This is a genomic window from Candidatus Chryseobacterium colombiense, from assembly GCA_029203185.1.
GTDB lineage: Bacteria > Bacteroidota > Bacteroidia > Flavobacteriales > Weeksellaceae > Chryseobacterium > Chryseobacterium colombiense.
Genome location: CP119310.1, coordinates 4,003,773 through 4,027,846, shown reverse-complemented (window position 1 = coordinate 4,027,846; position 24,074 = coordinate 4,003,773). Strand labels below are relative to the sequence as shown.

At 36.8% G+C, this 24,074-nt stretch carries 13 protein-coding genes, 2 tRNA genes and 1 pseudogene; 6 read left to right on the top strand and 10 right to left on the bottom strand.

Features of this window, described 5'->3' with window-relative positions:
• Window positions 1-630 precede the first annotated feature (630 nt).
• Both P0Y62_18340 and P0Y62_18335 read left to right on the top strand, forming a co-directional pair.
• Window positions 631-705: transfer RNA gene (locus P0Y62_18340), tRNA-Pro, on the top strand.
• Between the two features lie 16 nt (window positions 706-721).
• Window positions 722-795 (top strand) — tRNA-Arg (locus P0Y62_18335).
• Window positions 796-944: 149 nt separating this feature from the next.
• On the opposite strand, the gene P0Y62_18330 is transcribed toward P0Y62_18335, so the two are convergent.
• Window positions 945-1,616, bottom strand: a complete 672-nt coding sequence (locus P0Y62_18330; GenBank protein WEK69757.1) for an MBL fold metallo-hydrolase — start codon at window positions 1,614-1,616, stop codon at window positions 945-947.
• Between the two features lie 54 nt (window positions 1,617-1,670).
• Window positions 1,671-2,258, bottom strand: coding sequence for a Crp/Fnr family transcriptional regulator (locus P0Y62_18325; GenBank protein WEK69756.1), 588 nt, complete (start codon window positions 2,256-2,258; stop codon window positions 1,671-1,673).
• 278 nt (window positions 2,259-2,536) lie between these two features.
• Between P0Y62_18325 and P0Y62_18320 the strand changes: the two genes are divergently transcribed.
• The 3 genes and pseudogenes from P0Y62_18320 to P0Y62_18310 all read left to right on the top strand — a co-directional run bounded on the left by P0Y62_18320 (window position 2,537) and on the right by P0Y62_18310 (window position 8,482).
• Window positions 2,537-2,869 (top strand): hypothetical protein, encoded by a 333-nt coding sequence (locus tag P0Y62_18320; GenBank protein WEK69755.1) that lies wholly within the window; start codon window positions 2,537-2,539, stop codon window positions 2,867-2,869.
• Between the two features lie 80 nt (window positions 2,870-2,949).
• A pseudogene (locus P0Y62_18315) lies at window positions 2,950-7,323 on the top strand (CusA/CzcA family heavy metal efflux RND transporter).
• Window positions 7,324-7,330: 7 nt separating this feature from the next.
• On the top strand, window positions 7,331-8,482 hold the full coding sequence (locus P0Y62_18310) for an efflux RND transporter periplasmic adaptor subunit (GenBank protein ID WEK69754.1): 1,152 nt from the start codon (window positions 7,331-7,333) through the stop codon (window positions 8,480-8,482).
• Window positions 8,483-8,528: 46 nt separating this feature from the next.
• Here P0Y62_18310 and P0Y62_18305 read toward each other — a convergent pair whose 3' ends face one another.
• The 8 genes from P0Y62_18305 to P0Y62_18270 form a co-directional block, all read right to left on the bottom strand.
• A complete protein-coding gene (locus tag P0Y62_18305) occupies window positions 8,529-9,374 on the bottom strand; it encodes an SH3 domain-containing protein (protein WEK69753.1) in 846 nt (281 codons plus the stop codon).
• 39 nt (window positions 9,375-9,413) lie between these two features.
• Window positions 9,414-10,241 carry a 50S ribosomal protein L11 methyltransferase gene (prmA, locus tag P0Y62_18300; GenBank protein ID WEK69752.1) on the bottom strand — a complete coding sequence of 276 codons (828 nt, stop codon included), beginning with the start codon at window positions 10,239-10,241 and terminating at the stop codon, window positions 9,414-9,416.
• Between the two features lie 320 nt (window positions 10,242-10,561).
• Entirely contained in the window at window positions 10,562-11,275 is a 714-nt protein-coding gene (locus P0Y62_18295) for a 3-ketoacyl-ACP reductase (protein WEK69751.1), read from the bottom strand.
• A gap of 206 nt (window positions 11,276-11,481) precedes the next feature.
• The gene (locus P0Y62_18290) at window positions 11,482-13,065 is read right to left on the bottom strand and encodes a calcineurin-like phosphoesterase C-terminal domain-containing protein (protein ID WEK69750.1); all 1,584 of its coding nucleotides are present in this window, start codon (window positions 13,063-13,065) and stop codon (window positions 11,482-11,484) included.
• Between the two features lie 19 nt (window positions 13,066-13,084).
• Window positions 13,085-14,548 (bottom strand): SusD/RagB family nutrient-binding outer membrane lipoprotein, encoded by a 1,464-nt coding sequence (locus P0Y62_18285; GenBank protein ID WEK69749.1) that lies wholly within the window; start codon window positions 14,546-14,548, stop codon window positions 13,085-13,087.
• Between the two features lie 77 nt (window positions 14,549-14,625).
• A complete protein-coding gene (locus P0Y62_18280) occupies window positions 14,626-17,598 on the bottom strand; it encodes a SusC/RagA family TonB-linked outer membrane protein (GenBank protein WEK69748.1) in 2,973 nt (990 codons plus the stop codon).
• A 317-nt stretch (window positions 17,599-17,915) separates the two neighbouring features.
• Complete coding sequence (locus P0Y62_18275) at window positions 17,916-18,662, bottom strand: glycerophosphodiester phosphodiesterase family protein (protein ID WEK69747.1); 747 nt, start codon at window positions 18,660-18,662, stop codon at window positions 17,916-17,918.
• 64 nt (window positions 18,663-18,726) lie between these two features.
• A complete protein-coding gene (locus P0Y62_18270) occupies window positions 18,727-21,822 on the bottom strand; it encodes a carboxypeptidase regulatory-like domain-containing protein (GenBank protein WEK69746.1) in 3,096 nt (1,031 codons plus the stop codon).
• Window positions 21,823-22,062: 240 nt separating this feature from the next.
• Between P0Y62_18270 and ligA the strand changes: the two genes are divergently transcribed.
• Complete coding sequence (ligA, locus tag P0Y62_18265) at window positions 22,063-24,066, top strand: NAD-dependent DNA ligase LigA (protein WEK69745.1); 2,004 nt, start codon at window positions 22,063-22,065, stop codon at window positions 24,064-24,066.
• Window positions 24,067-24,074: the final 8 nt, after the last annotated feature.

Here is a 24,074-nt window from a genome sequence, read left to right as displayed (position 1 = left end):
TATTGTGCAGCGACAAAGTCTGTCGTGTTTTTATCTTAGACGGTTTATTTATTAATCTACCTAGGCTACTTCTATTTTTTCCGAGAGGGTAAACACGAAAGTATAGCAGAAATACGTATTCAATCCTTTATCAAAACAGCAATTGGTTTTTGGTTGGTTCTGACTGATATTATCCTTTTCTTCGGGTGTTCTTCGGATCAGCTTCGAGAATTCTTCGGAAAAATGGACTTTTTTAAGAAGTTCACCCGAACAAGTCTCGAAGGAGAGTCGAACAAAACCCAAACCAATAATTATAGTTTTATACTTTTGAGGTTATAATATATTTTCGGTCTCTTATATTTTTACCACTTTTCAACTTTCTGTTTTAAAATATTTCCACAGATGAAGCACGACGTTTTAATCTTCAATCCATTTTTATTTTTTCACCTCATACTAATCCAAAACAAATTAGATTTTAAATTGCAAACCTTTTCACTTAAAGCAATGATTATTAATCTTATAAAAACAACAATAATCAATTCAAAAAAATTAATAAAAAATTATTGTACATTTATTTTCATAATTAAAAAAAACATTCTATATTTGCACCCACAAAAAACAAGGTAATTCTTGTTAAAAGATGACTTCAATCGGGGCGTAGCGTAGTCCGGTCATCGCGCCTGGTTTGGGACCAGGAGGTCGCAGGTTCGAATCCTGCCGCCCCGACAATCAAAATATTTTAGGGTGCGTAGCTCAGCTGGATAGAGCATCTGCCTTCTAAGCAGACGGTCAAAGGTTCGAATCCTTTCGCGCTCACGAAACCTCACAATTAAGAATTGTGAGGTTTTTTGTTATTATACACTTTGTAAATATCATTTCGGAGTCTAATTTTCCAAACCATATAGAGAATGTTGGAGTATAAAAATTTTACTTTTAAACCCAATGTATACATTAAAGTCGTTGCTTTAAAATCTAGCCACAAATTGCTCGAACTTACGATTTGTATTTTGCAGGACTGGTCCGTGACCGAAACAGATAACGGAAGGGTTCAATTGTGCTAATTTTTGGAGTGATTTGATGTTGCGCTGTTGATCTGTGGTGAACATATTTGGCGGAAGCCGCAAACCAGCCACTGTAGTAAGCAGGTTCATATTTGTCGCTGAATCTCCAATGATTAATACACCATCCCTCTCGCGGAATAAAGAAATATGTCCGGGCGAATGTCCAGGCGTCTCTATGACCCTAAAATTCCCGATACTATCATTTTCAACAATAGTTTGGTCGACTTGATGTCCCTGACCTGCCCAATACTTTTGCTGCAGTTTTGCGATCCAATGTTGAGGAGTTGGATAATCATTGGTCACCATGCCCGTTTCAGTCCTGAAAACTTCATCGGGATGACAGAGTAATGGAATTGAGAACTCTGCACATATCTGATCACTACATCCCTGATGATCCGCATGAGCATGCGTCAGAATATGTTGATAAACTGGGACTTCCCGGAGAGCTTTCTTTATTGTGGTATATGAACTGCGTATTCCTGAATCTACCAATACACCTTCGATAATATAGCAGTTGATGCTATTTCGTGGCATCAGTGGAATTTGGAACACTTTGGGAGCAATTTGACGTAACATAATTTTTTTGTGCAAATTTATGTTGATGCGCCTGATCGGATAAGGACATTTGTCCTATAATACATTTGGTCTATGGATTTGCCCTTTCGCCCTTGTCAGTGATCGCTGTGTGATGCCCAGATACGATGCCAGATCCTGCGTTGCTACACGCTGAACAAGTATAGGTTCGCTGGACAGAACATGACGGTATTTATCGACAGCCGATCTATTATTATAATTCAGCAGATAACTTTCTTTTTGTTTATACTCCTTCTCTATCACTGATTTTATCACTCCATTCCAGGTGGTCAACTGACCAAGCAGATGCTGATAATCAGCGTAGCTTATTGTATAGATTAAGCTATCTTCTATAGTCTTTATACTCCTTCTGGATTTTTCCTGTGCAACAAACTCCGGAAACGACGTGACAAACTCATTTTCAAACTTGAAGCAGGTTATATTTTCTTTTCCTTCCTGGTCAATTGCATATGCTTTTACTGCTCCATTAGCAATAAATCCAATATGGAGACAGATTTCACCTTCACGAATAAAAAAATCACCTTTTTTTAAGCGGACCGGCTTGAAGAACTGTTTAGAATAGTTAATTTCCTCAGCTGATAATTCTCCGGTTGAAAATAGGTAGCTTTCAAATACATTCATCATCTCACAATTTTTCATCATTTATTTTCTATGGATTACCTGAATCCAGCATCCAAATCTAATAATTATTTATTGTAGATTCAAAAAAAGCTTCATATGCTGTCTCTTTTATTTCACGTTATGATTTACTTTATATAAAAAAATTAAAAACACTTAAAGCTATTATAAAATCAATGAAAATCATTACCCCGAAACTGAAATTTAACAAACTCTACCCCTGATTACCACTAAAAAATCTTATCTTTGCAGACATGTTAAGATGGTTTTCCATACTATGCTCAATGATATATGTATTTGCAACGACCAATGTTTCGGAAGTGTTGAAAGTACCTGTATTGATAGAGCATTTAATGGAATACCAGGGAAGCTTTTCAGAATTTATGGTTGAGCATTATGACAACCATCATAAAGATGCAGACTGGGATACCGATCAAAAATTGCCTTTTATCAATCCGTCTGTTGTACTGATGATTCACGCTCAGCTTCCACAGGATACTTACCGTATCGAAAAAATCAAAGAGATCATCATTTCTCCCAAACCCACTATTTTTGAGGAAAAAGATAAATCGAGCAGCTATCTTTCCCGTATTTTCCAGCCACCCCGCTTTTGTTAATTGATTTTAAGTTAAATATCAATGTTTTAGGATTCACCTAGAGCAGTCGATTTCTATTTAGTTCAATTAATACATTTTTCATGTTAAATAAAATCATTGAGTTTTCTGTAAAGAATAAACTCATCATTGCGCTGTTTACTATTGCGCTTATCCTTTTTGGAATTTATGAAACGACCAAACTTCCCATAGATGCACAACCCGATATTACAAGTAATCAGGTTCAGGTTATTACCGTGGCACCATCTTACGGAGCAGCAGATATCGAACGACTGGTAACCTTCCCGATAGAACAGGCTACCAGCAACATCAACGGAATTACAGAACTCCGAAGCTTTTCGCGTTTCGGACTATCTTTAGTAACAGTTGTTTTTAACGATAAAACAGATGTATACTGGGCTCGACAACAAGTTCAGGAACGTTTACAGCTGGTTCAGGAAAATATTCCCGCAGGAATTGGAAAACCGGAATTAGGACCTATCTCATCGGGATTGGGAGAAATTTTCCAGTATGTAGTCAGGGCTAAAAAAGGTTACGAGCACGTTTATAATGAAACGGAACTGAGAACCATTCAGGACTGGGTAATTCGCCGACAATTATTAGGGACAAAAGGAGTCGCCGATGTCAGCAGTTTCGGAGGCAAATTAAAACAGTACGAAATTGCCATCAATCCTAATCAGCTTCAGGCTTTTGATATCACCATTAATGATGTTTTTGATGCGTTGGAAAAGAACAATCAAAACACAGGAGGAGCTTATATTGAAAAAAAAGAAACCGTTCTTTTTATCCGTAGTGAAGGTCTTTTAGGAAGCATTGAAGATATAAATAATATTCAGGTTTCCAATACAAAAGAAGGAATTCCGGTTCATATTAAAGATGTTGCGAAGGTGAATATTGGCTTTGCAACACGATATGGTGCGATGACTTATAATGACGAGGGTGAAGTATCCGGAGCCATTGTTTTGATGTTAAAAGGAGAAAATGCCAATGAAGTAATCGGAAATATCAAACAAAAACTAGACAAGATTCAGGAATCTTTACCGGAAGGTGTTGTCATCGAGCCATTTTTAGACAGGGCGAAAATGGTAAACAACACCATCAGTACCGTAAAAACCAATTTAATGGAAGGCGCTTTAATTGTCGTTTTCATTCTGGTTTTATTCCTTGGAAATTTCAGAGCAGGATTATTAGTGGCTTCCGTAATTCCTTTGGCGATGCTTTTTGCGATTATTATGATGAATATTTTCGGAGTCGGAGGAAATTTAATGAGTCTCGGTGCTTTGGATTTCGGACTGATTGTTGATGGTGCTGTAATCATTGTGGAAGCCGTTCTGCATCAGTTAGCCCACAAAAAACATTTCGGAAAAGACAATATGCTTTCAAAATCTGAAATGGATGCCCAGGTTTCAAGTTCGGCGACAAAAATGGTGAACAGTGCCGTTTTCGGACAGATCATTATCTTAATTGTTTACCTACCTATTTTTACGCTACAGGGAATCGAAGGAAAAATGTTCAAGCCGATGGCGCAAACCGTTGCTTTTGCGTTAATTGGTGCATTTTTACTGTCACTGACTTATATTCCGATGATGAGCTCCCTGGTATTAAGCCGAAAGAAAAAAACGAAAGACAATATTTCTGACAGAGTGATGGCAAAAGTGGAAACTGGTCATCAGAAATTATTGATTAAAGCTTTAAAATTCAGAAAAACAATCATTGCAACGGTTATTATTTTGTTTGCAGGAGCCGTTTTCGTGCTTTCAAAAATGGGTGGAGAATTTATCCCATCTCTGGAAGAAGGTGACTTTGCAGTGGAAATGAGAATTCTTCAGGGAAGCAATATCGAAGAAACAAAAAAAGTAACCACACAAGCCGCTAAGATTTTATTAAAACAGTTTCCTGAAGTTCAGAAAGTCGTGATGAAAATCGGAAGCGGAGAAATCCCAACCGATCCGATGCCGATGGACGGAGGCGATATGATTGTTGTTTTAAAACCTAAAAAAGAATGGACTTCCGCGCATTCGTTCCCTGAACTTTCAGAGAAAATGAATAAAGCTTTACAGGTCATTCCAGGACTTACCGCCAGTTTTCAGTTTCCGGTTCAGATGCGTTTCAATGAGCTGATGACAGGAGCAAAACAGGATGTGGTATGTAAGATTTATGGTGAAGATCTAGACAGCCTCGCAACGTATGCGAAGAAATTAGGCGGAATTATTTCAACCGTCAATGGTGCTCAGGATTTATATCTGGAGCCTGTTGTAGGTGCTCCGCAAGTGGTGATTGACTATAACCGGGCTGAACTTTCGCGTTATAATATTTCCGTGGCGGAAATTAACCGGGTCATCAATATGGCTTTTGCAGGACAAACTGCAGGGGCCTTATATGAAGGGGAAAGAAAATTTGATGTGGTGGTAAGAATGGATAATGAGCACAAAAAAGATATTTCAAGCATTCAGAATCTATTGGTTCCGACTCCGAATGGTGAACAAATTCCTTTGTCTCAACTGGCAAAAGTAGAATTAAAAGAAAGTCCGAATCAGATTCAAAGAGAGAATACAAAACGTAGAATCGTGGTTGGATTTAATGTTCGAGGAAGAGATGTTCAAAGTATCGTGGAAGAGCTTCAGCAGAAGGTTGATAAAGACTTAAAGCTATCCGCAGGGTACACCATTTCTTACGGCGGCGCTTTTGAAAATTTAAATGAAGCCAAATCCAGATTAGGAATTGCCGTTCCGATTTCTCTAGTCATGATTTTCTTATTGCTGTTCTTTGCTTTCGGTTCTGTAAAACACAGTTTGCTGATTTACACAGCGATTCCATTGTCTGCAATTGGAGGGATTTACTTTTTAGCACTGCGAGGAATGCCTTTCAGCATCAGTGCCGGCGTTGGATTTATCGCTCTTTTCGGAGTGGCTGTTTTGAACGGAATTGTTTTGATTTCCGAGTTCAACCGTCTGAAAAAAGATGGTGTTACCAACTTAAGCCGGATCGTTTTGATGGGAACGAGAATCCGTCTTCGTCCGGTTTTAATGACCGCTTTTGTGGCTTCATTAGGATTTTTACCGATGGCCATCAGTAACGGAGCCGGAGCGGAAGTTCAGCGACCTTTAGCAACCGTAGTTATCGGAGGTTTGATGCTTGCAACGCTTCTGACTTTATTCGTTTTACCCATTCTGTATGTCTTATTTGAACGGATCAGTAAAAAGAAAAAGTATCAGGCTCATTCATAAATCAATTATAATGTAATTAAAATGAAATTTTCAAACCAACATAAAAAAATAGCGGCATTCTTATTCCTGATTTCTTTCGGAATGATGAACGCACAGGAAAATATTACTTACGAACAGGCTCTGGAAAAAGCTTTTCAGCAAAACGGGACTTTAAAAAATTCAAGATTAGTTTCTGAATATCAGGAAAAATTAAAGGCGAGTTATCTAGATATTCCCCAAACAGAAGTCAGTACACAAATCGGGCAAATCAATGGTGTTGAAACTGATAATTCGTTCTCCATTTCCCAACGTTTCAGTTTTCCGACGGTTTATACTAAAAGAAAACAAATGTTGGATGCGGAATGGAATGCGAGTGTTATCAACCAAAGTCTGACAAAAGCCCAACTGACGAAGGAAGTTTCCGATGTTTTTTACCGAATTCTGACGCTTCAGGAAAAGAAAAAAGTGATTGAATACATCAGCGGACTGTACAGCAGTTTTGCCGATAAAGCCAGCCTGAGACTGAAAAAAGGAGAAGCCAATATTATGGAAGAATCTACCGCTGAAATTCAAAAGGAACAGGCAAAAAATCAATTGAATATGCTTGAAAATGATTTGAATATTGCCCAACTTCAGCTTCAGTTACTGCTTCAGTCAGATTCACAGTATCAGCCAATTTCTGATAAACCAACGATGAATATTAATCTTCAGGTCTCAGAAGAAATGGTTAAGCAACATCCTGAATTGCAATATTTACATCAGCAAATTAAAGTCAACGAAGCAGAAGCCCAGCTTGAAAAATCTAAACTGTTGCCGGACTTATTGATTGGATACACGAACCAAAGCATGAAAAACCTTAATAACAACCGTTTTAATGCAGTTCAGATCGGTGTCGGAATTCCTTTGTTTACAAAAGGTCAACGAGCACTGGCCAAAGCAACAAAAGCTAAAGTGGCGATTTCTGAAAATCAATATCAATTAAAAGAAATTGAACTGAAAAACAGATTCGGACAACAGGTAACTCTTTATACCAATCAACTAAAAATCGTTGAAAATTATGAACGGAAACAGCTTCCTAAGTCTGAAACGATTTTAAAAACTGCTCAAAAGCAAATGGAAGTGGGTGAGATCGATTATCTGGACTGGGTTATTCTGACCAACCAGGCTGTAAAAACCAAGGTTGATTATATAGACAATCTCGAGAAGCTCAATCAAATCGGCGCGGAACTTAATTTCTTACTATCAAAATAACAGCGAAATGTATCTTAAAAATATAGCAATCTTCAGTTTAAGCATAATCCTGGCTTTAACTTCCTGCTCAGGAAAAAAAGAGGAAGAAAAAACGGTGTACGAAAACACAAAATTCAAAGAGAAAGACCAAAATACAGTTCAATTGTCAGATCAGCAAATACAATCGGTTGGTTTAACAACAACAATGATTCAGGAAAAAACAATGCAAAAACTCGTTCGTCTAAATGGGAAAGTGGAAATTGCGCCGTCTCATATCAGTTCGGTTTCCAGCATTATGGGCGGTCATATTAAGTCGATCAATGTGATTAACGGAAGTCATTTCAATAAAGGACAGGTTTTGGCTGTAGTTGAAGATCAACAGTTTATTCAGCTTCAACAGGATTATCTGGTAACCAAAGCACAACTGGAATCTGCAAGACTGAATTTCAACCGTCAAAAAGATCTGAATACCAGCAAAGCAAGCAGTGATAAAACCCTGCAAATAGCTCAGGCAGATTATTCTACGTTGAATGCAACATTGAAAGGACTGGAAGAAAAGCTAAGAATGATTGGAATCAATGCCCAAGGTTTAAATTCATCCAATATTAGAAGCAGGATTAATATTTATGCTCCTTTCAGTGGTTTTGTAAGCAAAATTTCAGTGAATAACGGGCAGTATATTAATCCTTCGGATACGTTGTTTGAGCTTATCAATCCTTCCGGTTTACTGCTTGAATTAAAGGTTTTTGAAAATGATGTCAATGATGTAAAAATCGGACAGGAGATCTTAGTGTACAACAATCAAAACCCTGATAAAAAATCGGCTGCAAAAATTATAAGTATTGTTCCGAGTATTGAAAATGGAGGTTCGTCGATGGCTGTTGCGAAACTTTCAAGTCCGAATCCTGAATTTATCAAAGGAATGTACATTAATGCCGAAGTTACCGTGAACAGTCGTTATACAATAGGTCTTCCTAATGAATCCGTTGTTTCTTTTGAAAATAAAAATTATATTTTTAAAGATTTGGGCCATAAAAAATATAAGATGATTCCCGTGAATACCGGAATTGCAGATGATCACTTCACGGAAATTTTAAAAGCAGATTATTTAAAGGATAAAAAAATTGTACAGAAAGGCGCATATAGCCTTCTGATGTTGCTGAAAAATAAGGCTGATTAAATAAAAAAACACCTGTTTAAAGCAGGTGTTTTTATTTTAAATTTTTCTATTTCAATTTATAAGAACTTCCATCCCAAAGATACGTCTTTGAAGCTCTTTTCTTCTTTTCACGATCCCTGTCATCTTTTTCCATTTCTTCCATTTTAAAAATAAAGGCATTCGGAACTCCGCCTTTATCATTCGGGAAAACAAATTCTTCGCTGTGATAATATATATCGGCATCTCCAACATTCATAAGCTGAGGAAGAACAATCATCTTTTTATCTTTAAACAAAACATATTGGTCATAACTCGGAATTCCGCATGCTTCGCCGGAAACAGTTGCTTTTAATGTCAGTTCCACGTTTTGCAATTTATGATTGCTTTCAATATTAAATGTCCCAAAACTCAGGCTTTCACCTGAACCCGTCTCGAAAGAAACCTCATCAATCAAAGTATTTCCTTCCAGCACTTTTATCGATGCAATATTTTGCTGGACCGTTATTTCGGGAGACTGTTTGTCTTTTTTATTGACCGTTTTCGTTAAGCCAAATAGAAAATCATAGCCGTTTTTATTTCTGTAGCCCACACAAAGGTTCCCACCCCAAACATAACCTTCGGAAGTTTTATCTCCTTTCTGATAGGAAATCTTATACCAATTGGCTCTTCTTTCTCCCAACTTCAGAATGGCTTCTTCTTTTTTAAGAATTACAATCGGTTGATTCGTCTGCAAAGAATCCAAAATCTGAGCATTCACATTGGGAGATTGTCGGATTCTTGTCCAATCCGTAAATATTTTCTGTGTTTTATTTTCTTCAAAATGGAAAACTCCGTTGGCGTATTCGTAATCTTCTTCCTGCGCGGAAAAAATCTGAATAATGAATAAAAATAAAACAGTGAATAAGGTTTTCATAATTTAGGTTTAGGCTAAGTTTAAGGTTAAAAAATGTGGTTATTTTTCAAGCAATAAGCTTACCCATTCTTCTCTTTGAAGCTGTTTTTTAAGTTCTAAGCCATTTTCTTTACAAACTTCCAGAATATCATCTACATCAAAGAAACATAGTCCGGAAAGCAATAATTTACCACCTTCATTCAGTACCGAAACATAGGTAGGGATATCTGAAATAAGGATATTTCTATTGATGTTGGCTAGAATAATATCGTAATTTTCTTTGCCTAAATTTTCAGCAGTTCCCAATTCGATATCTAACTCTACATTATTTCTTACAGCATTTTCTTTTGAGTTTTCCACAGACCATTCGTCAATATCAATCGCTTTGGTCTCTCCCGCTCCTATTTGTTTTGCATAAATCGCCAATACAGAGGTTCCGCAACCCATATCCAATACTTTTTTGCCGTTGAAATCGATATCCATCATTTGCTGGATCATCAAATGGGTCGTAGGATGATGTCCCGTTCCGAACGACATTTTGGGCTGAATGATAATCTCATGCATTCCCGGAACAGATTCATGGAATTCTGCTCTGATTAATACTTTATCATCAATATTGATCGGTTCGAAATTCTTTTCCCATTCTTCATTCCAGTTGATATTCGGCATTTCCTGAAAAGTGTATTCTATTTTTACTTCTTCATTCTGGAAAAGCGGAAGTGCCTTAAGATCTTCTTCATTGAATAAGTCTTTCTGAATATACCCCAAAATCCCTTCCAGCTCTTCTGTGAAACTGTCGAAGCCTATCTCAATAAGCTCAGCCATTAATATTTCATTCCAGGGCTGAAGCGGAGAGATTTTAAAATCGAATTCTAAATAATTTTGCATGTGAATAATTTGCTGCAAAAATACTAATGTTATTATTGTTAAAAAAATGATGAAGTAAATTTGGCTGGAATCAGGGATTTTTACGTTTTTTGAATGAATGTACCAGGAAAGTTTATTGGTGAAGATTTTATTCCACAGATTACGAAGATGATACAGATTTCTTATTGCAGGAAAATTCTAAGCTTTGGCTAAAGCCATATAGAGCCCATGAAAACAGAAAGCGGGCTAAAGCCCGCTCCTATTGATTCTTTATCAGAATAGAGGAAAAATTCTTTGCTGCTAATTTTAAACCTTACACTCTAAACTTTGAATTTCGAATTCTATGGATTTGTAGAGAAAATAGAACCATTTGCTATCAAAGCACGTCTGTTCATTTTCAGAATATCTCTTACCCATTCTGCGAAATCTTCCGGCTGAAGCACCTTGTCTGGATTTCCGTCTGTAAGTCCTCCCTGAATGGACATATCAGAAGCAATTGTACTTGGCGTAAGTGTGATCACACGAATATTCTGTTTTCTCCATTCTGCCATCATCGATTGTGATAAGGAAACCACCGCTGCTTTTGAAGCGGCGTACGCTGACATATTCGGTCCGCCTTTCAAACCTGCTGTAGAGGCTACGTTAACAATATCTCCTTCTCCTTTTGCTTTCAGGAACGGGTGAACTGCTTTTGCAGCATAATATACTCCGAAAAGATTGGTTTTAATCACCTGTTCCCAAGTTTCGGAAGGCATTTCTTCAATGGAACCGAAGTCTCCGATTCCTGCATTGTTAATCAGAATATCAACTCCACCCAATTGTTCTGCCAGAGATTCGATTCCTGATTTTACTTCAGCTTCATTGTCAACAGAAAAAACGGCATAAGCTGCGTTTACCCCAATATTTTTGATTTCTTCTACCGTATTTTTAAGGTTTTCTTCGTTTCTTCCGGTAATTCCTATATTCACTCCTTCATTGGCCAATGCTAATGCTACCGCTTTTCCTAATCCTCTTCCTCCACCTGTAATGATGGCATTTTTTCCGCTTATATTCATATTAAATAGTATTTTATTCGTGTAAGCAAATTTACGAAAGATGATCTGGATAATGTTGATGAAACCTAAATTTTATACGTATCCATATAAAGGATGTTTCGGCAAGCTAAGCATAACATTTAAGCAGCTGGAGTGTCTTTAATGAAAAGCAAAACCGGCCCTAAAAAGGGCCGGCTTCATTTGAAAGTATAATAAAAATTGAAAAATTAAGGAATAAGAATTGAGTTTTGAACCTCAAATTCCTGTGATGTTGAGAACTGATTTCCATACATGTCCGTCGCCTTTACCTCAACTTTATGTTTTCCTAAAGAAAGCTTTTTAGAGAAATCTCCTGTCCAGATGTGTTTTGAGATTTCCGGATTTGAAGGTCTTCTTCCCGGGAAAATATTTTGTGTGGTATCCCATTTGAACACCGACATTACAAAATTCGGATCTAAGGTTTCATCATAGTCCATTGATTCCCACTTATCGTCGTCAATCCTGTATTCCACTTTGTCTTTTTTGCTTCCCATGAAGAAATTAGCCAAGATTTTCGCAGATGTTTTTGATGGGTAAGGAATTACTTTCGGAACATATAGATTAATCTGATAATCTTCCGGTTTCCCAGCTGTTTTGTATTTAACTTTATATTGATTGTCATTGAAGCTGATAAAAGAATATCCTTTTGCGGTACCGTCTCTCATGGTTGAGGTCGGTAATCCCAAATCATCTGAAGTTCCGGACCACCAATCTCCGCAGGTTGTTCCTACGTTGTATTCATGAAGATCTTTTGAGCCGCTCCAACCTGCCGCTTTTCCGTAGAAAATTTGTTGTTGAATATGCGTATGCGCTGATAAAATCAATGCATTTTGAAAAGGAGCCAAATAATCAAATAATTTCTGACGGTCCGAGTTTCTGAAATTGTCTTCATTTTTATGTTCCAATGGAATGTGGAAAGAGACAACAATCAATTTGTTTTTATCTACGAGTTTCAAATCGTTTCCCACAAATTTCAGCTGATCTTCACGGAATCCTCCCCAATAGCCTTTTCCGTCTCTAGGATCCGGATATAAAATATCGTCTAAAACAATGAAATGAACATTTCCATAGTTGAAAGAATAATTAGCAGGTCCAAAATTTGATTCAAAAGTTTCATCAGAAAGCCTGTCTTCTTTAGCTTCGTAATTCATATCATGGTTTCCCATCACATTGTACCAAGGCAAACCGATCTCCTCCATTACCTCTGCATAAGGTTTTTGCAGGCTTAGATCATCTCCCACCAAATCTCCTAAACTGATTCCCAACACTGCATTTTTCTTGGTCGTTTTAACCTCATTGACAATCGCTCTTTTAAAATAATCCAACTGCTTTTCCGTATAAGGCTGCGGATCTCCGAAAACCAGAATATCAAAATTTTTGCTTTCGTTCTGCCTGTTTAAAGCGAAATTAATTTCTTTCGGAAGCTCTCCCGTCGGAGCAGAACCTTTGTATTTAAAATCTGCAGGTGAACCTTTAGGCTTATATTGATAATAATATTGAGGCAAGTTATTTTCATTTACGGGAGTCATATACCCTGAAGGTTTAATCACGAAAATCGTTTGCCCTTCCTGAACCGGTAAGCTGTATCTTCCATTTTTATCGGTTAAAACAACCTGCTCCCCATTAGAAATCGCTACTCCTTCAATTCCTTTTTCTTTATTTTCTTTCTTCTGATTTTTGTTGATATCTTCATACACATATCCCGAAACAGAAGTTTGTGAAAATGCTATTGCTGAAATTAAAAGGCACGGCATTATAAGTTTTGTACTCATTTTTATTCTTTTTGAAAGTTTATTGATTCCACCAGTTAACTACATTAATATTATCTCCACCCATAGACTGAACTGCCGATTGATAATTTTCTGTGTTTAATACTTTTGTCAACGGCGGATATAAAAGTCTCTGTGGCATTTTGCCATCGTTAAGCAATCCCCCGTTATTAGGCATTACTGGATAACCTGTTCTTCTTTGCTCAAACCACTGTTGTCCATCTACGAAAAAAAGAGCAAGGTATTTCTGAATCATGATTCTTTCTAAAGTATTGTTATAGGCAACATTAGCACCTGTCAAATATCCTGCAGGCATGGTAAGTCCCCATTGTTCAATAGCAGACTGGACTCCTTTTTCGTAATAAGTTTGTGCATTTCCCGTGATAATTCCTTTAAATGCTAATTCTGCAAGGATAAATTGTAATTCAGAATAATGCATAACAAAAATATTAAAAGGGGCAATCGCCAAGTTTGTAGCACTCACGTTAGAAGGCTGATAGCTAAAAGTAGTTCCTGCTGCATATCCTACAGGAGCTCCTTTATACCCTAAACTTGCGTTGGTGGCAAGATCTTTCGCCGTAGAAAAAAACCTCGCTAATCTTGGATCAGTCGCTGAATTATTTTTAATTGTATTTATAAAAAATTCTCCGGCAGCACGTCCTGTAGTAAAATCCTGATATCTCGCGATAGGAGCACTCAGAGGCTCAATTCCTGTAATGCCAAGCATTGCACTGTCTGTGTTTGCGGTAAAAATGGGATATGTTGTAGGGTCGTTTACAATTTCGTTTATTCTTTGATATACGTTAATCTCACCGTTCTTTTTCAGGATTCTGGTCAACAATCTTAATGAAAGTGAATTACAGAATTTTTTCCATTTCAGGATTCCGTTTACGTCTTTGTTGGCATTGTAAAACAAATCGGTATCTGTAAGAGTTGTGGTTGTTACAAAAAGAGAGTTGGCTGTTTTTAGATCATCAAGAAGTTTTATATAAATATCTTTTTGTTTATCAAATTTTGGCTGACTGATTCCTTCGGCAAGTTGTGATGCTTCAGAAAAAGGTATGTCTCCAAAAGTATCGGTAAGATTAGCATACAGCCAGGCATTCATCACCATAGCAATTGCCTGATAGTTTTTGTTGTTTTGCGCTGTGGCAAGATTGTAAATATCTCTTACTTGTTTCAGCCATTTGTAGGAACTATTCCAATAACCTGTTCCTGTAGATTCACTGATATAATATCGGCTTACGTTAGTTACTGATTCATTGGGAAAATCAATAGCCTCCTGCATGATATCAAACGTAAAATCATTGGCCCTCATATATCCCGTTGAAGCCATATTATACTGCACCGGTGCAAGCAAACTTCCTGCGGTAGGATTATACAACTTACTGGTATCTGTATTTATTTCTTCAAAATTCCTGTCGCAAGAAGTCAAAGTACAGGCTACTGCAAAAAGACCAAAAAATTTAAGTATTATATTTTTCATTATGTAGATTTATAGTTGTTAAATGTCATTTAGAATTGTCTTAAAAATCTTTGAAAGACTATCTGATGATTAGGTTTTTAAAATTTAACATTAAGTTGAATCCCTACTGTTCTGGCTGTCGGTAACTGCCCGACTTCTGCTCCAGGAGTGATAGAGCCATTATTTAAAGTGGCCGCTTCAGGATCGAAAAGTGGGAATTTTGTCCACATCCAAAGGTTTCTACCGAAAACTGAAAGACTTAAATCTGTCATTTTTAAAGATTTTACTAAGTCTTTAGGGAAATAATAAGTAATATTAGCTTCTCTTAGTTTAACGAAAGAGGTATCGAACGAGTTAGTTTCAATATTGGCTCTTCTGTAATAGTCCGCATAATAACTGGTAAGAAGTACTCCTTTTGTATTTGGAGAAAAGCTTCCGTCTGCATTTTGCACAACACCCTGCCCTACAATCATTCCCTCAGGATTTTCTCTTCCCATCAAAGTATTGGTAAGCTTACCCTGCTCAGACATTTTGTGATGTGATTGTGAATACGCTCTACCACCGTACTGCCCATCAATAGAGAAACTCACAGCAAAGTTCTTATACCTGAAAGAGTTTTGTAAACCAATCCTCCATTTAGCATAGGCATTTCCTACGTATTCTATTTCTGTAGATTTCGCAGTAAGACCATCTGCTCCGTAAATTACCTGTCCGTCCGGGGCTCTTTGTAATTTATATCCATACATATCTCCTAAAGAACCTCCTACAACAGCATTGTAAAATAAAACTCCTCCAACACTTGACATGGTATAAGGCTGCCCTTGAAATTCAGCAGGAAGTGAAAGTATTTTGTTTTTGTTTAAAGACCAGTTAGCAGAAACATTCCAAGAGAAATCTTTGGATTTTACCGGTGTAGCGGTAAGCATCATCTCAACACCCCGGTTTCTTACTTCTCCTGAGTTGATCATTCTCTGAGTATAGCCACTTTCTGCAAGTGTTTGTACCGGAATAATCTGATTTTTAGTATTATTTTGATAAACCGTTACAATATAATTCAAACGGTTATTAAAGAATCCAAAATCCATCCCTGCTTCAATATTGGTATTCATTTCCGGCTTCAGATTGGCATTCAGCAAAACATTGTTGGTTTCTGCCCCACCTGTAAAGCCACTAGAATTGAAGTATTGATAAAGTTTATAAGGTTCTGTATCATTCCCTACCTGAGACCAGGAACCTCTTAATTTCCAATAGTTAAATGATTTTGACTTCAATTTCAATGCATCGGAAAGAATAAATGAAGTGGCTACAGATGGATAAAAATAAGACCTGTTTTCTTTTGGTAAAGCACTACTCCAGTCATTTCTTGCCGTCACATCTACAAACCAAATATTATTATAGTTTAAGTTTACCAAACCATAAATACTGTTCATTTCTTTATCTCCAGGAATTGGAAACAGAGATTGTAAAGAAACTGCATTCGTAAGTTCATATAAACCTGCCACTCTAAGGCCAGTTGCTTTATAATCGTTTTGAACGTATTCGTTGTATCTTATATTTCCTCCGGCAGAAATATTATAGTTTAATTTGCCTAGTTTATTCTTGTAAGTAAGTAATAAGTCTGTGTTGTACTCGGAATTTTTGATGTATTGTTCTCTGTAATACCCTTGAGCATAGTTCGCGGAATTCCAAGGTCTTTTGGTTGTTCTTTTTTCGTTGGTTACTTCTAACCCGGAACGAAGCATTATATCAAATTGTTTCGTTAAACTATAAGTCGCAGTGATATTGCTATTGATAAATTTTTTATCTAAACCATTCAGCATTTCATACGCAATAAGATAAGGGTTATCAATAAAAGAACTGAAAGGGTGAATCTGTGCAATCTGATACTGCCCCTGCTTCCAAACAGGTTTATACCAAGCCAAATCTACATTCGGATTCTGGAAAATCATGAAATACGAAATCGACTGGTTGTTATATCCCGTCGCCGGAAGATTGTCACTTTTCGTACTGTTGAAAGCAAATTTTCCAACCACTTTCAGCTTTGAGTTCAGCTGATGGTCTAGTGACAATGCATAATTAAAACGGTCGAATCCCGTATTAGGCATCATCCATTCATTTTTTTGATAGGTTAAAGATGTCCTGAAAGCTGTATTTTGATTAGATGCTTCTACTCCTAATGTATTGGAATAAGTGCTCCCCGTCTGCCAAAAATCTTTCACATTATTATCATAAGATCTCCAGAGCTGTCTCGATTTACTTTGTCCTTCTATGGTTGGGTCATATTGAAAATAATACTGCCCGTTAAATTTAGGCCCGAAAGCACTACTCGTTCCTCCTGTACTTACTCCATCTGCTGAAGCTCCATAAGAATAATAGTATTGTCCTGCAGAATTTTTCGCCAAAGTTCCCTGTCCGTACTCATGCTGATAATCCGGCCATTTTAAAACTGAATCAAAACTAGAGGAAGAATTAAAGGTTACATTTACTTTTCCATTCTTATTTTTTCCTGATTTTGTCGTAATCATAATGGCCCCGCCTGCTCCTCTAGAACCATATAAAGCTGCCGCAGAAGCTCCTTGCAATACCGTTACCGATTCAATATCATCCGGGTTGATACTGTTAAAATTATTTCCGAAGTCTACGGGTACATCGCCACCCGATCCCGCTGCATACGCATCACTACCATTGCTTGTGCTGGTTCCTCCTAATGGTACTCCATCTACTACGATAAGCGCTCCATTCTGATCCAGGTTCATAGAAATTGCACCTCTTAATGTAATTTTAGAAGTCCCCAACGGGCCCGATCCCGCTGTCTGAATTTTCAAACCGGCCACTTTACCTTCTAAAGCTTGTGCCCAGTTATTATTCTGAGTTTTGGTAAATTCTTCTCCCTCTACTTTTGTAGCAACATATCCCAAAGATTTATCATGTCTTTTAATCCCTAATGCTGTTACAACCACCTCATCAATACTTTTAATGGTATCTTTCTTAGCTTTTTGCTGAGCCGCTAGATTGACACTGACTAATCCTAACAGTGACAAAACCAGTAACTTTTGAGTCTCTTTACGCATATCCTTTTTGTTTGCGCAAAATTAAAACGACCTGTCCATAAGGGTTTTAACAATGTTTTAACATTTATTAAAGAATCATTAAACCAAATATTAATTCATTTTGAACAAAAAACACCAAAACACTGGTTATCATTTACTTAAAATAATTATGTATTTTTAATATCGAATCAACATTGTATTTGCATATCTTTATTGTCTTTTCCTGATAAAATAAAGCTTTTCCCTTCTGGATAAAGTTTTACCCATCTTCAGATTAACACAGAAAAAGCCTGTCTCTAAAGAAACAGACTGTATAAAACATCTTCTGATAAAAACGATTATTTACCTTTTAACTGATCAGGAATATTGGTTGTAATGAAACCTATTCCCTGTTTTTTTAATTCTTCATACACAGCAACATCGTTCACTGTCCAGGAATTGGTAATCAGTCCCAAAGCTTTTGCCTTGGAGATCCAGGTAGGATTCTTCTGGAATATACTAAAGTGATAATCCAAACCATCTAAACCTTCATTTTTAATCTGTTCGGGAGATAATTCTCCTCTTAAATACTGCACTTTAAATGTGGGCTCAAGCCTTTTGATCTCTTTACAAATGTTCAGACTGAAAGAGATAAATTCACTTTGAGACTCAAGCTTCATCTCTTTGATCATCTTAAGGGTCTTTGCCGTTAATTCATCTTCTTTTTCTTTTGTCTTATCCGGCTTTATTTCTACAATCAATTTCAGCGATTTGTCTTTTTTACCCTGCTTTAGATAGTCTTTTAAAGTGGGAAATTTCTCTCCGTTCGACAATTTCAGGGTTTCCAGTTCTTTAAAATCAGTTTCCGAAATCTCCATTTTTCCGTGATGCTCATCATGGTTGACTACCAAAACGCCATCTTTGGTCATTCTTACATCAAACTCAGATCCGTATATTTTCAGATGCTGAGCATTTTCCAACGACTTTAATGAATTTTCCGTTGTGGGTGGCTGTGTCTGCCAATATCCTCTGTGTGCAATAATCTGGGTTTGTGCCTTCATTACGACTGTGCTTAAAACTGCTAACCCTAAGATAATTTTTTTCATAATATAATTTGATAGTTTGTATAAAAAGCTTTGAAACTTTTAGATAAAAGTAATATTTAATTTATTAAAATGAGTACTTTGCGCCTACCTGAATCTGATAAGGATTTCCTGATAGCGGAGCCAATCCGTTTGTATTTCTTACATATTCAAACTGCTGGGTTGTCGTATTGAATTTTGTAGCTCTGTACAAAGCCATATTTGTATAGGATTTGTTTACCCCCCACTCTCTGTTGAGTAGATTTGCAACGTTGAAAATATCAACAGAAAGTTCAAATGCCCCAATTTTTTCAAATTTGATTTTCTTCACCACTCTTACGTCCCAAACTCCATAAAACCCGTTTTTACCTCCGTTTCTTTCAGCAATTTTGTTATTATAATCTGTAATATAGTTTTTCAATGCCTTTCCTACTTCAGGATCATTAAGCAAGGACTCTGTTAAGTTTGGAAAAATATAAGCCAGGTCATTAGAATCTACGAAATCTCCATTAATATTTCCTCCTGCAGTTAAAGAAAAACGAGTTCCTCCGATTCCCGAATATCTGATCCCTAAAGTAAATCCGGCAATAGTAGGTGAGTTTCCGTAGATCACTACTTTATTTCTAAACTGGTTGTCTGAGTACGTCATTCTCAAATCTCTTGGATCGCTCTGAACCGGAGTTGATAAAGTGGCTGAGTTCGCTACATTTCCGTTATAAGATGTATTATCTTTAATATCAGACCACGTGTAGCTTGCTGTAATTTCTCCATCTTTCCAGTAACGATAACTTGTGTCTACTACAAATGAAAACTGATTTACCTTTCCGTCACTTACCAATTCCAGAACTCTTCCGAAGTTTTTATTAATTCTTCCCTCTTTCCAGTCAAGGGTTACCGTATTATTAGTATTGTTTGTAATGGCGCTTACAGGCACATAGACTCCTCTTCCGTCTTCGTTAGCCAAAGTAATGAAAGGAGTTGTTACCATATTACGATCATAATAGAAATAATTATTTCTTCCTAATGCCATATATCCCGCAACTCCCGCTCTGAATCTTTCATTAAAGAAATGGGTATAAGAAAAATTAGCTTTGTATATAATCGGGATTTTAGCATCTTTTCCTGTATAATTAATTGTTGGAAGCTGATATTGAGCCAGACTAGGAACAGTACTATAATCATTTCTATATTCTATAAAATTCGGAGTAAGCCCAATTTGAGAAGGATTTACATCCAATGTTGCCAAATGTTTCCCGTCAAACACCAAATTATTAATAATCATGTAATTATTGATATCAGATGAGAAAATTCCGGCTCCGAATTTCACATAGTCTTTATTTGCTTCATTAATATTCCAATCAAATTGGAATCTTGGCTGGATTACAAAAGATTTAATTTTATTATCCGTTCTGATTCCCATTTCATCATACAGTTTTTGATTGAATTCAGCTTTAGGATATCCTCCGTAATCCAATCTCAAACCTCCCATAAAGTCTAAACCGGTTGCAATTTTTGTCTGAAATTGTCCATATACCCCAATATTCCAGATACTGGACTTAACTGAAGTATCATCCAGCAAAGGAACTTCCCTGTAATACCTGTTGGAGATCATGTTATTAAAAGCATTAATTCCCTGATAATAAAATTTCCCGTTCACTTCACTTCCATACACAGATCTTGCTTTTGTATACATTAAATCAGCTCCGAATGTATATTTTACTTTATCCGTATTGTAATATAAATTGTCTACCAGCTGGAATACATTATTTCTGAAACTTTCCTGACCGAATCGGTGGCCACCAATCTGAATACTCGTGGTTTTCGTACTATTATCATAAATTTTTGAAGCGACTCCTTCCACTATAGCTCTGGGAACCGGATGACCTAACTCATCATTCTGATAACTATCCTGGGAAGTATATAAATACTGAGTCTTCAATTCATTGGTTAAATTAGGTTTTAAATTTGATCTTAACGTCAATAGTAAACTGTTATCTAAGTTTTTGTCATTCCCATAAGATTCAAAGAAATTGATCGCCGTATTATCTCCTAATCCATTTTTATTCAGATCATATGTAAAATTGTTTCTTAATGTCAATAAGTGTTTATCATTAATTTGCCAATCCAAACGTAAAAATGCGGCATCCGAGTTTCGTACTTTATCAAAACTTCCGAACTGCGGTGTATTTCCAACACCATATTTTGCTCTGGCAATATCCAGGAACTGGTTAAGAGTCTGGTTGGTAATATTGAATCTCGCTTCATCTTCATTCGATTTAATATCAGCAATAATCAACGGCCTAGAATCCAACTGATGATCCCATGCTGCGAAGAAGTGTAATTTATTTTTAATGATCGGACCTCCCAATGAGAAACCGAACTGAGAAGTTGAGAAATCATTATTCCTTTTATTTCCGCGAATATCATACGGACTGGAAAGCCAGTTGGTTCTCAAATATTCCCAAGCACTTCCTGAAAACTTATTAGTCCCTGATTTTGTAACCGCACTTACTGTTCCACCACCACTTCTTCCCAATGTGACATCGTACTGGTTCGTGGTAATCTTAAATTCACGCACGGCTTCAATTGAAATAGAAAATGGAGCACCGCTTCGGCTGGTTGTAGCTCCTGCAGAAGTTGGGTTTTTTGCCGTCATTCCATCAATGGTAAAGTTGGTGGAAGAACTTAATTGCCCGGATAAGTTTCCATTTTTACCGCTCAAAGGAGACAGCTCGGTAAGGCTCGCAAAATTTCTTCCGTTCACCGGTAAGATTCCAATATTCTTAGCGGTAATTGCAGTTGCAGCGCCAAGATTTCCGATCTTATTCTTAAGATTCCCGGCAACAACCACTTCTTCGATTCTTTTTTCACTGGCTAAATCCATATTTACCGTCACCTGATCTCCGAAATTCACCGTGTATCCTTCTCTTTTCTCATCATTTACGATTACCGTATAAGGTCCGCCCAAAGGAATTTCTTTGAAAATATACTCTCCTTTTGAGTTGGTTTCAGTTTCGGTTTTAAAACCTGTAGATTCATTAATAATCGTCACTTTCACTTTCTCCTGAGCCGTTTTTCCAACGCCAGTTACCTTTCCTACAATCGACGCCTGCGTGGTTTGTGCATACGCCAGTGTTCCGAAACTCAAGAACAATAATCCCAATACAATCTTTACTTTTCTCATTTTGTCAAATTAGCTGTGCAAAGGTATATCGACCCTCAAGGTCAGGTGTTTAAGATAATTTTAACATTTTTTCAATTAAATAATAACATTATGTTAAACCATTGTAAACAGGCATTTTATCAGCTATTTAATCAGTAGATTAGGCTGTATTAATAGATTTTAATTTTCTCAGAATATTTAATTCACCTATTTTTTAAATGCGATTACTTTAATTACTTTTGCTTAAAAGATAGAAACCCAATGTCCGACAACATTCAACAAAAAATAGAAGATCTACGCAAAGAGCTTCATCAGCATAATGAAAACTATTACCTTCTTGATACTCCGACAATTTCAGATTTTGATTTTGATATGCTGTTGGAAGAACTCCGTGATCTGGAAGCAAAATATCCTGAGTTTTATGATGAAAACTCGCCTACCGTACGTGTCGGAGGAGGAATAACAAAAGTTTTCCCAACGGTTCAGCATAAATTCAGAATGTATTCTCTGGACAATTCTTATGATTTTAATGATCTTGAAGACTGGGAAAAAAGAATTATCAAAACCATTGATGAACCCGTAGAGTTTGTTGCAGAGCTTAAATATGACGGGGCTTCCATTTCTATTTTGTATGAAAACGGGAAATTAGCGCAGGCTGTCACTCGTGGAGACGGGTTTCAGGGCGATGAAATTACAGCTAATGTCCGTACCATTTCGGATATTCCGTTGAAATTAAAAGGTGATTTTCCTGAACATTTCTTTATGCGCGGTGAAATTTATCTGACCAGAAAAAACTTTGATAAAATCAATAAATTACGTGAGGAAGAAGGGCTTGATCCGTTCATGAATCCAAGAAATACAGCCAGTGGAAGCTTAAAAATGCAGGACAGCGGCGAAGTGAGAAAACGCGGACTTTCTTCAGTGTTATATCAGTTTATTTCCGAAGATATTCCTGCCGAATCGCATTGGGAACTGCTTCAGAAAGCACAAAGCTGGGGTTTCAAAACCTCTCAGCAGGCAAAATTATGTAGGACTTTGGATGAGGTAAAAGAATTCATTACTTTCTGGGATGTTGAAAGACATAACCTACCTTTTGAAATTGACGGTATTGTTTTAAAAGTCAATTCATTAAAACAACAGAGACAGCTTGGATATACGGCAAAATCTCCACGTTGGGCAATGGCTTATAAATTTAAAGCTGAAAAAGTGGAAACTGAACTGCAAAGTGTTTCTTATCAGGTCGGAAGAACAGGAGCCATCACTCCGGTTGCCAATCTGAAACCTATTTTGCTGGCCGGAACGATTGTAAAAAGGGCATCTTTGCATAATGAAGATATCATTAAAAAACTTGATTTACATGAAAACGATTTCGTTTATGTAGAAAAAGGTGGAGAAATCATTCCAAAAATTGTCGGAGTAAATACTGAGAAAAGAACAGATGAAAGTAAGGAAATTGAATATATCAAGCATTGTCCTGAATGCGGAACAGAGTTGGTAAAAATTGAAGACCAGGCGATTCATTTTTGCCCGAATGAACTTCACTGTCCACCACAAGTTGTGGGAAGAATGATCCATTATGTATCCAGAAAAGCTTTGAATATTGAGAACCTGGGAAGCGAAACCATCGAGCAGCTTTACAGAGAAAAGCTGATTGAAAATCCGGCAGACTTTTATACTTTAAAGAAAGAGCAGCTTTTGCCACTGGAAAGAATGGCCGAAAAATCTGCACAGAATATCATTTCCGGAATCGAAAAATCAAAAGAAATCCCCTTTGAAAAGGTATTATATGGAATTGGGATAAAGCATGTGGGTGAAACGGTCGCTAAAAAACTGGTTAAGAATTTCCCTACTATTGAAGAATTGAAAAATGCGACGGTAGAAGAACTTTGTCAGGTGGAAGACATCGGAACAAAAATCGCGGTAAGCATCGTAGATTTCTTTGCCAATTCCGAAAACATTCTAATGATAGAACGACTAAAATCCTACGGAGTCCAACTAGAAAAAGGAGAAAGCACCAATGAAGTTTTATCCAACACTTTAGAAGGAAAAACATTTCTTTTCACAGGGAAGCTATCTTTGTTCACAAGAGAATCTGCCGAAGAAATGGTAGAAAAACATGGCGGGAAAAATATTTCTGCAGTTTCTAAAAACCTTAATTATCTCGTGGTAGGTGAAAAAGCAGGAAGCAAACTTAAAAAAGCACAAGACATCGGAACGATTGAAATTCTGGATGAGCAGCAGTTTTTGGATCTGATAGAAAAATAATATCTTTA